Annotated in this window: 7 protein-coding genes; 3 read left to right on the top strand and 4 right to left on the bottom strand. The window is 71.1% G+C overall.

What is annotated here, in order from left to right:
* Nucleotides 1-25 precede the first annotated feature (25 nt).
* Genes D4739_RS15655 through D4739_RS15665 form a run of 3 tightly spaced genes read left to right on the top strand, consistent with a single transcriptional unit; the run spans nt 26 to nt 5,848 of the window.
* Nucleotides 26-589: a DUF305 domain-containing protein gene (locus tag D4739_RS15655; RefSeq protein WP_120061469.1), complete on the top strand. Its 564-nt coding sequence runs from the start codon at nt 26-28 to the stop codon at nt 587-589.
* The gene (locus D4739_RS15660; protein WP_120061470.1) at nt 586-5,085 is read left to right on the top strand and encodes an Lhr family helicase; all 4,500 of its coding nucleotides are present in this window, start codon (nt 586-588) and stop codon (nt 5,083-5,085) included. The genes D4739_RS15655 and D4739_RS15660 overlap by 4 nt, the downstream gene beginning before the upstream one ends.
* Nucleotides 5,078-5,848: a DNA-formamidopyrimidine glycosylase family protein gene (locus tag D4739_RS15665; RefSeq protein ID WP_120061471.1), complete on the top strand. Its 771-nt coding sequence runs from the start codon at nt 5,078-5,080 to the stop codon at nt 5,846-5,848. The genes D4739_RS15660 and D4739_RS15665 overlap by 8 nt, the downstream gene beginning before the upstream one ends.
* 35 nt (nt 5,849-5,883) lie before the next feature.
* Here D4739_RS15665 and D4739_RS15670 read toward each other — a convergent pair whose 3' ends face one another.
* From D4739_RS15670 to D4739_RS15685, 4 genes are all read right to left on the bottom strand, one after another.
* Nucleotides 5,884-7,017 (bottom strand): endonuclease, encoded by a 1,134-nt coding sequence (locus D4739_RS15670; RefSeq protein WP_120061956.1) that lies wholly within the window; start codon nt 7,015-7,017, stop codon nt 5,884-5,886.
* Between the two features lie 104 nt (nt 7,018-7,121).
* Nucleotides 7,122-7,418 carry a helix-turn-helix domain-containing protein gene (locus D4739_RS15675; RefSeq protein WP_120061472.1) on the bottom strand — a complete coding sequence of 99 codons (297 nt, stop codon included), beginning with the start codon at nt 7,416-7,418 and terminating at the stop codon, nt 7,122-7,124.
* A gap of 126 nt (nt 7,419-7,544) precedes the next feature.
* Nucleotides 7,545-8,045 (bottom strand): CinA family protein, encoded by a 501-nt coding sequence (locus tag D4739_RS15680; RefSeq protein ID WP_120061473.1) that lies wholly within the window; start codon nt 8,043-8,045, stop codon nt 7,545-7,547.
* A 19-nt stretch (nt 8,046-8,064) separates the two neighbouring features.
* On the bottom strand, nt 8,065-13,062 hold the full coding sequence (locus D4739_RS15685) for an ExeM/NucH family extracellular endonuclease (RefSeq protein WP_182920446.1): 4,998 nt from the start codon (nt 13,060-13,062) through the stop codon (nt 8,065-8,067).
* Nucleotides 13,063-13,102: the final 40 nt, after the last annotated feature.

Consider the following 13,102-nt stretch of genomic DNA (forward strand, 5'->3'; position numbering starts at 1 on the left):
CGGCGGAGTTCTCTAGGCTCAGGCCATGCGCACCGTTCTCGTTGCTCCAGTCGTCCTCCTGCTGGCATCGGCGGCCGCATGCGGTGGCAGCGACGCGAAGCCTTCCCCGGTGCACACCGCGGCCAACGGCACGGTCTTCAACAACGCCGACGCGGCCTTCGCGACCGACCTGCTCAAGCAGCGGGCGGAGGAGCTCTCGCTGGTCGACCTGACGGTCGGGCGGGAGGTCTCCCCCGGCTTCAGCGCCTTCGCCGACCAGGCCCGCGAGGTGCGCAGCACCGACGTGCAGACGGTCACGCTGTGGCTGACCGACTGGGACCGCACCGTCCCCGAGACCGTGCGCGACCACGCCAACGCGCACGAGGGCACCGGCGGCCACCACGACCTCGAGAAGCTCACCGGATCCGCCTTCGAGGAGGCCTGGGTGAAGGCGTTCCTCGAGGAGTTGGAGGACACCGACGCGATCGCCGAGCGCGAGCAGACGGCGGGGAAGTTCTCCGAGGCCATCGACCTCGCCGAGTCCACCGAGGCGAGCGTGGATGACGAGTCCGACCAGCTCGAGGACGGGTTCGGGAGCGCCACTCCGTGACAGAAGCCCTCGACCGCTTCGCTGAGCCGACCCGGACCTGGTTCCGGGCCGCCTTCGCCGCGCCCACGCCCGCCCAGGAGGGCGCGTGGGACGCGATCGCAGCAGGTCGACATGCGCTCGTCGTGGCGCCGACGGGCTCGGGCAAGACCCTCAGTGCGTTCCTCGCCGCACTTGACCGGCTGCTGACCTCCCCTCCGCCGGAGGATCCGAAGCACCGCTGCCGGGTCCTCTACATCTCGCCGCTGAAGGCACTCGCGGTCGACGTCGAGCGCAACCTGCGCGCGCCCCTGACCGGCATCCGCAACACCGCCGAGCGCCTGGAGACCGCGGTCAACGACGTGCGGGTCGGCGTCCGCTCCGGCGACACCTCGCCGGCCGATCGCCGCAAGCTCTCCACCGCTCCGCCCGACATCATGATCACGACGCCCGAGTCGCTCTTCCTGATGCTGACCTCCGCCGCCCGGGAGTCCTTGCGCGGTGTCGAGACCGTGATCATCGACGAGGTCCACGCGGTGGCCGGCACCAAGCGCGGTGCGCACTTGGCCCTGTCGCTCGAGCGGCTCGACGCCCTGTTGCCTGCGCCTGCTCAGCGCATCGGCCTGTCAGCCACCGTCCGTCCCCTCGACGAGGTCGCGCGCTTCCTCGGCGGCTCGGCGCCGGTCGACATCGTCGCCCCGCCGTCGGCCAAGGAGTGGGACCTCCGGGTCGTCGTGCCCGTCGCGGACATGACCGCCCCCGGGGAGTACGACGAAGACGCCGGTGATCCCGCGCGCAGTGGATCCCTGTGGCCCCACGTCGAGGAGAGCGTCGTCGACCTGCTCGAGGAGCACCGGGCCACCATCGTCTTCGCCAACTCACGCCGGCTGGCCGAGCGGCTGACTGCGCGCTTCAACGAGATCGCCTCCGAGCGCGAGGGCATGGAGACCGTGATCGCCAAGGCGCACCACGGCTCGGTCTCCAAGGAGCAGCGCGCCCTGATCGAGGACGACCTCAAGCGCGGTCGGCTCCCCTGCGTCGTGGCCACGTCCAGCCTCGAGCTCGGCATCGACATGGGCGCGGTCGACCTCGTCGTACAGATCGAGTCGCCGCCGTCCGTCGCCTCCGCGCTGCAGCGGGTCGGACGTGCCGGCCACCAGGTCGGCGAGGTCTCGCGCGGCGTGCTCTACCCCAAGCACCGCGGCGACCTCGCGCAGACTGCGGTCGCCGTCGAGCGCATGCGCACCGGCGCGATCGAGTCGATGCGCGTGCCCGCCAACCCCCTCGACGTGCTCGCCCAGCAGGTCGTCGCCGCCACCGCCCTCGAGGCCTGGCACGTCGACGAGCTCTACGACGTCGTACGCCGCTCCGCGCCGTTCGCGCAGCTCCCACGGGCCGCCTACGAGGCGACGCTCGACCTGCTTGCGGGGCGCTATCCGAGCGATGAGTTCGCCGAGCTGCGCCCCCGCATCGTGTGGGACCGCGTGACCGGGCAGCTCACGGGGCGACCGGGCGCCCAGCGGCTCGCGGTGACCAGCGGCGGGACCATCCCGGACCGCGGTCTGTTTGCGGTCTATCTCGTCGGCGCTGACAGTCAGCCAGGACCCGGTCGGCGGGTCGGCGAGCTCGACGAGGAGATGGTCTACGAGTCGCGGGTGGGCGACGTGTTCGCCCTCGGCGCGACCAGCTGGCGCATCGAGGACATCACCCACGACCGGGTCCTGGTCTCGCCCGCCCCCGGGGTCCCGGGTCGGCTGCCGTTCTGGAAGGGCGACACCCTGGGCCGGCCCGCCGAGCTCGGCGAGGCAGTGGGCGGGCTGATCCGCGAGCTCGCCACCCTCTCCCCCGACAAGGCCATCGCGCGGGCCCAGGCGGCCGGCCTCGACGCGTGGGCAGCCGACAACCTGACCGCCTACGTCGCCGACCAGGCCGCGGCCACCAACGTCGTGCCGTCCGACCGCACGCTGCTGGTCGAGCGCTGCCGCGACGAGCTCGGCGACTGGCGCCTGATCGTCCACTCGCCCTACGGCACCCCCGTCCACGCCCCCTGGGCACTCGCGATCAACGCACGGTTGCGCGAGCGCTACGGGGTCGAGGCGGCCGCGCTCGCCTCCGACGACGGCATCGTGCTGCGCATCCCCGACACCGATGCCGAGCCGCCCGGTGCCGACCTGATCGTCTTCGAGCCCGACGAGATCAGCGATCTCGTCACCGCCGAGGTCGGCGGCTCCGCCCTCTTCGCCTCCAGGTTCCGCGAGTGCGCGGCGCGCGCGTTGCTGCTGCCGCGCCGTGATCCCGGCAAGCGGTCCCCGCTCTGGCAGCAGCGGCAGCGCTCGGCCCAGCTGCTCGAGGTCGCCGCGAAGTACCCCTCCTTCCCGATCGTCCTCGAGGCCGTCCGCGAGGTCCTCCAGGACGTCTACGACCTGCCCTCGCTCGTGAGCCTCCTGCGGCGCATCGAGCAGCGCGAGGTGCGGGTCGTCGACGTCGACACGTCCCTTCCCTCACCGTTCGCCCGGTCGCTGCTCTTCGGCTACGTCGCCCAGTTCGTCTACGAGGGCGACTCCCCCATCGCCGAGCGTCGCGCCGCCGCGTTGCAGCTCGACCAGGGCCTGCTCGCCGAGCTGCTCGGGCGCGCCGAGCTTCGCGAGCTGCTCGATCCCCTGGTGCTCGCCGAGACGGAGGCCGAGCTGCAGCGACTCACACCCGAGCGCCTCGCGAGGGATGCTGAAGGGGTGGCTGATCTGCTGCGGTTGCTGGGGCCGCTCTCCACCGAGGAGGTGGCGCTGCGGTTCGCAGTCGCGGGCGATCCGGCCAGCGCGCTCGCCGCGCTCGCCGCTTCTCGCCGCATCGTCGAAGTGCGGGTTGCCGGCGTCGAACGCTGGGCGACCGTCGAGGACGTCGGCCGGCTCCGCGACGGCCTGGGGGTGCCGGTGCCTCCCGGCACGCCGGATGCCTTCACCGACCCGGTCGATGACCCGCTCGCCGACCTGATCTCCCGTCACGCCCGCACCCACGGACCGTTCACGGTCGCGGAGGTCGCGGAGCGGTTCGCCCTCGGCGTCTCGGTGGTCCGCCACACCCTCGCGCGGCTCGCAGGCGAGGGCCGCGTGCTCGAGGGCGAGTTCCGACCGGCCGGCTCTGCTGAGTTCCTGGGAGGCTCGGAGTGGTGCGACGCCGAGGTGCTCCGCAAGCTGCGCCGCCGCTCGCTCGCCCGGTTGCGGGCCGAGGTGGAGCCGGTCGAGCCGGAGGTGCTCGGACGCTTCCTGCCGCACTGGCAGGGCATCACCCGCACCCGCGGAGCCCTTCGCGGCGTCGATGGCGTGCTGGCCGCGGTGGAGCAGCTGGCCGGCTGCCCGGTGCCCGCGAGTGCACTCGAGTCGCTGGTCCTGCCTGCTCGGGTCCGCGACTACGAACCCGCGCTTCTCGACGAGCTCACCGCCGCCGGCGAGGTGCTCTGGGCCGGTCATGGCGCCCTGCCCGGCAGTGACGGCTGGATCTCGCTGCACCTGGCAGACCAGTCCGCCCTCACCCTTCCCGCACCGACTCCCTTCGAGCACTCCGAGCTCCACCAGTCGGTGCTCGACGCCCTCGCGCCCGGTGGCGCCTGGTTCTTCCGGCCACTCTCCGACGCGATCGGAGCCACCGACGACCCGGCGCTCACCGGAGTCCTCTGGGACCTCGCCTGGGCCGGCCGGATCGGCAACGACACACTCGCTCCGCTGCGCTCGCTGACCGGATCCGGCACCAGTGCACACCGATCCCGCAACGCCCCGCCGCGCACGCGATCCTCCACCCGGTCAACCAGTCGGCGCCCCGCGATGCCGAGCCGCACGGGCCCCCCGTCAACCGCCGGCCGTTGGGCACTGCTGCCCGCGGTCGACCTCGACCCCACCCGCCGTGCGCATGCACTGGTCGAGGGACTCCTCGACCGGCACGGAGTCGTCACGCGAGGTGCGGTGCAGGCCGAGCGGACGCCGGGCGGCTTCGCCGCGGCGTACAAGGTGCTGAGTGCGTTCGAGGAGTCCGGACGGTGCCGGCGCGGCTACTTCGTCGACGGGCTGGGCGCCGCGCAGTTCGGCAGTCCCGGCGCGGTCGACCGGCTGCGGACCTTCATCGAGCCGCCATCCGAGACCGAGGCGGTGACGCTGGCGGCGACCGATCCGGCCAACCCCTTCGGTGCCGCACTCGCCTGGCCCGAGCGGGCGACACTTGAGGAGGGCGGCTCCGGGCATCGTCCAGGACGCAAGGCCGGCGCCCTCGTCGTGCTCGTGGACGGAGCGCTCGCGCTCTACGTCGAGCGAGGAGGTCGCACGCTCCTGACCTTCAGCGAGGACCACCGTCGGCTGCAACCGGCGTGCCGTGCACTCGCCGACGCGGTGCGTCGTGGTCAACTCGGAAAACTCACAGTTGAACGTGCTGACGGCGAACAACTGCTTGGATCAGGGTCTACACCCTTGCGCGAAGCGCTCCAGGCGGCGGGATTCGTCGCGACACCGAAGGGGTTGCGGATCCGTGCCTGAAGGCGATGCTGTCTGGCGCACTGCGCGCACACTGGACAAGGCCCTGTCCGGCCTCGAGCTCACGACCACCGACTTCCGGGTGCCCGCGCACGCGACGGCCGACCTCGTGGGCCACACCGTCGACGAAACCGTCTCGCGGGGCAAGCACCTGCTGACCCGCATCGGGGACGTCACGCTGCACACGCACCTGATGATGGACGGGGCCTGGATCGTCGGCCGCCCTGGAGAGCGCTGGCGGCGACCCGCCCACCTGGCCCGCATCGTGCTCCGTGCCGAGGGCGTGGAGGCCGTCGGCTTCTCGCTCGGGGTCGTCGACCTGGTGCCCCGATCGCGGGAGCACGAGATCGTCGGGCACCTCGGTCCCGATCTTCTCGGCCCCGATTGGGACCCCGCCGAGGCGGTCCGACGGCTGGCCGGCCAGCCCGACCGGCCGCTCGGCGACGCCCTGCTCGACCAGCGCAACCTGGCGGGCATCGGCAACGTCTACGCCGCCGAGCTGTGCTTCCTGATCGGCCGGCTGCCTTCGACACCGGTCAGCAAGGTCGACCGACTGGAGCGCCTCGTCACGCGGGCACAGCAGCTCCTCACGGAGAACCGTGAGCACCCCGGCATGGTCACCACCGGCGACCTGCGCCGCGGGCGCTCCCACTACGTCTACGGGCAGCGCGAGTGCGGCCGCTGTGGCGGACGCGTGCAGCACGAGCAGGCCGGTGAGCCCGGCCGCGAGCGCGTGCGGTTCTGGTGCCCGTCCTGCCAGCACTGACGTAGCCGCTGGGCCGGCAGGACGGGCTCCTGGGGTCACGGCCAGATCGAGGCGGCCCACTCCGGGTGGTCGATGAACGGGTTGCGGTTGCCCTGCCAGGTCGAGTGGATCCGGTCGTTGCGCCGCATCTCGAACGTGCTGACCGGGTCCTCGGCGTTCCAGGCGAGGAGCGTCTCCAGGTCGCCGATCAGGGTCGACGAAGTGCCGACCGTCGAGCTCATCTCCAGGTTGTTCCAGCCGTCGCCGCCCTCGTAGCGCACTGCCATGTAGAGGAGCATGCGTGCGACATCGCCCTTGACGGAGTCGCGCGGCTCGAAGGAGTCACTGTCCGTCCAGCAGTCGGTGCAGCCGGACACAGCGGAGCCGCCGTTGTCGAAGTCCTTGTTGCCGCGGATCGAGTTGACCGTGACGTCCTCGGGTCGGAGGTGGTGCAGGTCCGTGCCGGGACCGGCGCTGGTGTCGAAGCCGCCGCGCGACTGGGCCCACACGTGCTCACGGTTCCACTGGCCCGTGCCGCCGCCGTTGTTGGACTTGGAGATCGATCGGCCGGTGTAGAGCTCGATGACGTTGGCGGTGTTGCCGGGATCCTGATCGGTGTCCTGCAGAGCCGTCCAGACCTGGCTGTACGACAGGGTCGTGTTGCCGTCGATGATGCCGTGAAGCGTCGACTTCAGCTGGGCGCCGGACTGGCCGATGGCCGGCGCGTAGTACGTCGAGTCCCACGGCGAGGAACCACCCGGCGGCGGCTCGCCACCCCCGCTCGACAACGCGAAGGCACTCGTCCCGGTCATGCCCGGGTGCGAGAAGTACGCCGCGAGCGCACCGGTCACATCGATCTGCTTGCCCTTGAGCGAGGGGTTGGTCTTCAGGCCCCACTGCGCACGGAACGCGCTCGGGATCTGCACGTAGAGCATCTGACTGGTGTTCGTCTGCGTCGCAGAGTCGGCGATCGCCAGCGCGTAGTCGTTCGGGTAGTTCGACGTGACGACGGTGTTGGTCGCCGTGGGCTGCCCGACGACGTAGCCACGCACGATCTGCGAGGTGCCGTTCTGGGTGGAGATCGCCTGGGCGACCGTGAGTGGGGTGGCGGCGTGAGCCGGCACCTGCGCGAGGGACAACACAAAGGCGAGTACGACGAGGATCGCCGCCCGCTCGAAGCGAAGGGTCATGACCGCCACCCTCACCGGGTCAGCGGAACGATGGGTGAACGGCCGCCGACCGATGCTTCATCGTGACCCGATCGTGACGCCGACCGGGCGAAATGTCCGGAACGTCAGGCCGCGGAAGCGACGGTCGCGGGCCGGGCGACCGGAAGCGCAACGGGAGCCAGCGCGGCTTCCTCGAGCACGATCAGGTCACTGACCTCACGGATCACGTCGGAGAGCGCGACATCCATCGCGCCGCAGAGCGAGGCAAGGAGCTCGGAGGAGGCTTCCTTGTGTCCGCGCTCGATCTCGGAGATGTAGCCCAGGCTCACGCGAGCCTCGGCGGAGACCTCGCGCAGGGTCATGCCACGCTGCATCCGCTGACTGCGGAGCACGTCGCCGAGCACCCGTCGGAAAAGCACCATTGCGAGCCTCCTTCTTCTCCGGTGTGGGCAACGCTACCTGAGTGGTCCATCTTCCCGGACCCGAAGTGGTTTCGCTCTCAGCGATCGGTCACGGCGCGTCGCGGATTCGCGGGCGCCGCAGGTCCGTCAGCCCAGTGCGCGCAGGAGCTCGGCCAGCGCGGCTTCGACCGTCGCCTCGCGGATCCTGGAGCGGTCGCCGTCGAGATGGAGCTCCACTGACCAGGAGCCGGCGGCGGTGGCAAGCCCGATGTAGACGGTGCCGACGGCCTTGCCGTCCTGCGTGTCCGGGCCCGCCACTCCGGTCGTGCTCACGCCGTAGACGGTGCCGAGGAGCCGACGTACGCCGCGGGCCATCGACTCCGCGCAGGCCGCCGAGACGACGCCCTCCTCGACCACGAGCTCGGCCGGGACAGCGAGCAGCTCCTCCTTGGCGCGGGTGGCATAGGTGACCACCCCACCCACGTAGACCGACGACGCACCCGCGGCGGCGGTGATCGCGCCCGAGAGCAGGCCACCGGTCAACGACTCGGCGGTCGCCACCGTCTCGCCGCGCCCGAGGAGGCCCGCCACGAGCTGGGCTGCGACGGTCGGCGACTCGACGATCTCGGTCTCCTCTGCCTCAGCCATGGAGCCGACTGTAGCGAGTTCAGCGGCCGCTCTTCGTCACCTCGACCGTCGTCGTGGTCGAGCTCGGCGCCACACGGTCGTCGCCGAGGTAGCGCACCTCGAGCGTCACGGTGCCCGGCCGGGCGAAGGGCCCGACCGTGAGCGTGGCGACACCGTCGACCAGCGAGGCAGCGTCGAGCAGCCGGCCGTCGGCGTGGATCTCGACGCGACCGGTCGGTGCACCGATCGACGAGACGTCGACCGTCACCTGGGCGCGGTCCTTCCGGACCTTGAGGATGCCGGGGTCGACGGTCGCGGTGACCGTCGAGGGCGCCTTCTCCACGACGACCGGGACGGTCGCGACCGTGCCGGTGGTGAGGCCCGTGACCGTCAGCGCTGCCGCACCGGGCGCCAGGTCGGACGGGAGCGTCACCCGCACAGCTGCGGTGCCGTACTCGTCGCGCGGGTCGGTGCCGACGGTGTTGTCGACCGGGAACGTGCCCAGCTCGGTGTCGCCCAGAGCGACCCTCACGGCCGCGTCCTTCGCATCTGGCGGGGTGCTCATGGCCAGCGAGGACAGGCCGAACGCGACCTCGCTCCCGGGGACGTACGCCGCCGGGGCACCCGCAGGGAACGTGACCCCCACCGAGCGCTGGGTGGCATCGACAGGAAGCGGGGCGTCACCGGCGAATGCTGCGAGGTAGTCGACCATCGCGGTGAGGTCGATCTTGCCCGTGTCGGCCCGGCCGGCGCCGCCCGCGAAGGCACCGAAGTTGTCGCCACCGGACGCGAGGAACGAGTTCACCGTCACGGAGTACGACGCAGCCGGGTCCAGCTTGTCCTCGCCCAGCCAGATCCCGGTGACCCGGTCACCGGCGGGCCGCGCCGCGTCGTACGTGTAGCGGAAGCCGGCCGAGGTGCCCAGGCGCAGGAACGGACGCGAGGAACCGGCGGGCTGCCACTGCTGCTCGAGCGCAGCCTTCACCTGGGCACCGGTCAGGTCCATGTTGACCAGCGTGTTGGCGAACGGCTGCACGGTCGCGGCCTGCTTGTAGGTCAGGACCGCCGGGTAGCCCGATGCGCCGCCCGTGGTGTCGGGAGTGCCGACCATGTCAGCGCGGAGGCCACCCGGGTTCATGAACGCGATCTGCGCCTCGCCGGACTCGGCGCCGGAGGTCGCCCAGCGCTGGGCCTCGGCGACCAGGTTGCCCAGAGTGGACTCACCACCGCGGTTCTCCACGCCGGTCGAGAGCTTGGCGCGGTTGAACGGGCCGGCGATCTCGCCCAGCTCCGCGGCACCCAGCACGTCGGCCTCGGCCACCGCCTGGTCGACGATTGCCTGCGTGGCCGCGTCGGCGGCGTACTTGCCGGAGAGCGCGAGGACGCCCTGCGTCTTGGCGACCACATCACCGGTGGCCGTGTCGACGGTGAAGGTGAGCTGGTTGAGGTTGGTGCCGTACTGGCCGGCGGAGACGACCGGGCGATCGGTGACGGTGCGGCCCGCCCAGCCGGCGACCGGGAACGAGCAGTCGTAGGCGAGGTGGGTGTGGCCCGACACGATCGCGTCGACGTTGTCGTTGACGCCGGTGATGATCGACCCGAAGTCGGAGGCCGGGTCGTCGTCCATCGTGGCGCAGTTGGTCGTAGGCGCGCCCTCGTGCACCAGCAGGACGATCACGTCGATGCCGGCGGCCTCGAGCAGGTCGGCCTCGCGGTTGGTCGCGGTGACGACATCCTCGACCTCGACGCCCTCGATGCCGCCCGGAGAGACCAGCTCGTCGAGGTGCTCGGTCACAGCGCCGATGAAGCCGACCTGGACGCCGTCGAACTCGCGGACGTAGGTCGGGTCGAGCACGTCGTCAGGCGCCGCGTCGTGCTTGTGGACGTTGGCCCCGATGTACTCCCACTCGGCACCGCCGTAGGGGTTGGTCTCCGCGTCGTACGGAGCCATGACCCGGTTGAGCAGGTCGTCGTAGCCGGCGTCGAACTCGTGGTTGCCGACGGCCGAGACATCGAGACCGGCGGAGTTGAGGGCATCGATCGTCGGCTTGTCATGTGCGATGAACGACTCGAACGTCGAGGCGCCGATCAGGTCACCCGCGGCCGCGAAGACCGTGTTGGGGTTGGCCGCTCGGAGCTGCTTGACCGCACCTGCGAGGACCGCGGCGCCAGCCTCGGCACCGTTGGCCTTGATCCTGCCGTGGAAGTCGTTGGTGGCCAGGACCTGGATGTCGGCCTGCGCCGGGAGAGTCGGCGGCGTGATGCCGATGACCTCGGGGTTGTGGTCCGAGGCGCTGAACGGTGCGGAGTTGTAGAGGTCCGTCCCGACGTAGTTGTAGCGGGAGTACTGGTTGAAGACCGTCTCGTTGCCGTTGATCTCCCAGATGTCGCTGCCGGTGACCAGCTCCTGCGCAGCCGCGTTGACGAGCACGTGGTCGAGGGAGCCGGACATGCCGTCGAAGCTGTAGGAGAACTTGCCCGGCGTCTCGAGGCCGGTGTACCCGGCGGCATCGAGCGCCTGGATCGGGTCCTCCTCGCTGTAGGCGTTGAAGTCACCGGTCAGGAAGACGGCAGAGGTGTCGTGGGCGGAGGCGAACTCGTCCGCGAACGTCGCGAGCGCGTTGGCCTGGGCGATGCGGTCCGGGTTTGCGTTGCCCTGGCCGGTGCCGTCGTTGGTGCCGGAGCCCTTGGACTTGAAGTGGTTGACGATGACCGCGAAGGTGCTAGCCGCACCACCGCCGACCGGCTTGAACGTCTGCGCGAACGGCTCACGTGCATTCGCGAACGCCGTCGAGCCGAAGAGCATGTCGGCCGCGCCGACCGTCTCCACGGCGGCAGGCTTGAAGATGAAGCCCGTGCGGATGACGTCCTGCTCGAGGACGTTGGCGCTCTCCGATGCCTCTGCGGGCGATCGCACGTAGTCCCAGGTGCCGGCACCGGTGGCGGCGTTCAGGGCGTCCACCAGGGCGGCGAGCGCCTCGTCACGGTCGTGACCGTCGACGACGAGGCTGTTCTCGACCTCCTCGATGGACACGATGTCGGCGCCGAGGGCGTTGATCGCGTTCACGATCTTGGACTTCTGGCGCTCGAAGTTCGCCGCGTCCCAGGCGCCGCGCGGGCCCGCGCCGGGACAGGTGTTGACCGCGATCGGGTTGCCGGCGCGGTCCACGAAGGACGTGCAGCCGCCGAAGTCGACGCCGAGGGTGGTGAAGAAGTTGAGCACGTTGAACGTCGCCAGCTTGAGGTCCCCGCCGACCTCCGCCGGAGCAGTCGGCCGGTTCTGCTCGAAGGTCACCTTGCCGGTGGGTGCACCGACGACCTGCGACGTCGGCTGCACCTTCCAGCCGAATCGGTAGTCGAGCACGACGGGCTGGTCGAAGCTGACACCGGCGCCGACGCGGACCTGGTGGTCCTGGGTGTACCAGGGCAGCGGCGAGTCCTTGCCGGCAGCGGTGTTCGTCGTGTTCCAGTACGCCGTGCTGGAGCCGTCGTCGAGCACGACCCGGTGGGCGTTGTTCCACGCGACCCGCGCCGCGATCGCAGCGGTGTCCTGGGCGTCGATCACCTCGGTCGGCGTGACCAGCGGCAGGTCGGAGTTTGCCGCGAGGCCGATCTCTCCGAAGAAGTTGCTGGAGCCGGAGTTCGGCGGGTTGCTCGCGGAGCCGTCGTACACGTCGGTGACGGTGTAGTCGGAGGTCGGCTGGAAGATCTCGCCCTCGAACTCCTCCTTGGCGGCGTCGAGCGCGGCGCCGGCGAGGCAGTCGGTGCCGGGCAGCGCGCAGTCAGTGCCGGGGATGGCGGTGTTGGCGACGGCCGCGCCCAGGGAGTCGATCTCGGTGACGGTGCCCGCGACCGCGTCGAGCTCGGTCAGGCCATTGAACTCCTTCGCGGTGCCGCGGACCTGGACCGAGTCGCCGATGGCGAGGCCGGCGGTGAGGGTGCCGGTGTTGGCGCCGGTGAAGACGAAGAGGCCGTCCGACTTGCCCGGCGTCGTGTCATCGCCCGGGGTCTGGACGTGGAAGCCGTTGAAGCCGCCGCTCGCGTAGAGCGAGGTCACGACACCCTGCGTGGTGACGACGGTGTTGGCCACCGGCGAGGTGTTCGTCGAGCCCTGGATGTCGGCGATCGTGATCGCCGCGCTCGGAGCCATGACGGTGATCTGGAACTCGGCGGTCGCACTGGCCGGCGTCACAGCCGAGTCGGTCGCGGTGAGGGTCACCGTCGTGGCGCCCGCAGCGGTCGGCGTACCCGTGATCTGGTCGCCGCTCAGCGTCAGACCGGCCGGCAGCTCCGTCGACGTGAATGAGTACGGCGCGGTGCCGCCGGTCGCCTGGAGGGTGATCGGCGCGATCGCCTCGCCCTCGGTGAAGGACTTGTCGCCCGGGTCGGTGGCGGCCAGCTCGACCGGGGTCGGCTCGCCCGCGTCAGCGCTCTCCGGGGTCGGGGCCGCCGTCGTGAAGTCGGCATTGTTGGCGTCGGTGTCCACGCCGTTCGTGCGGTTGATCGACAGCGCAGCCGTGGCGGCTGGAGCCGTGGCGCCCTCGAAGCTCGCCGCGCCGGTGACCCCGACGAAGTCGACGAGACCGGCCACGCCTGCCGTGTTGCCGGAGGTCGCGATGATCGTCGTGCCCTGCTGGAGAGCGACCTGACCGCCGGCCGCGGCCATCGAGAAAGCGGGTGAAGCCGCGGCATCGGGCGCCGGCAGCGCGGCGCCGTTGGCGCCGGCGTTGCTCATCTGGACCAGCCAGGTCGAACCCGCGGGAACGGTGCCGCTCAGGGCATACGGCGTGCCGCCGGAGCCACCGGACGCCGACCGGTAGTGGACCGCCAGGCCGGCGAGGTCGATCGGCGCAGCGGTCGGGTTCAGCAGCTCGACGAAGTCGGCGTTGAACGCCGCTCCGGAGTTGCCGCCCGCACCGTAGACCTCGTTGATCACGAGGCCGCTGCTGGCGGCGTGCCCCGGGGCGTTGAAGCCGAGGGCAAGAGGGCTGGAGACAAGGGCGAGCGCGGTCGCGATGACCGCCCGAGACGAGATCACCCGCCGAGACTCGCGGCACAAGGTGACCTGCGGGTGTCGC

Source organism: Nocardioides cavernaquae (assembly GCF_003600895.1).
Lineage (GTDB): Bacteria > Actinomycetota > Actinomycetes > Propionibacteriales > Nocardioidaceae > Nocardioides > Nocardioides cavernaquae.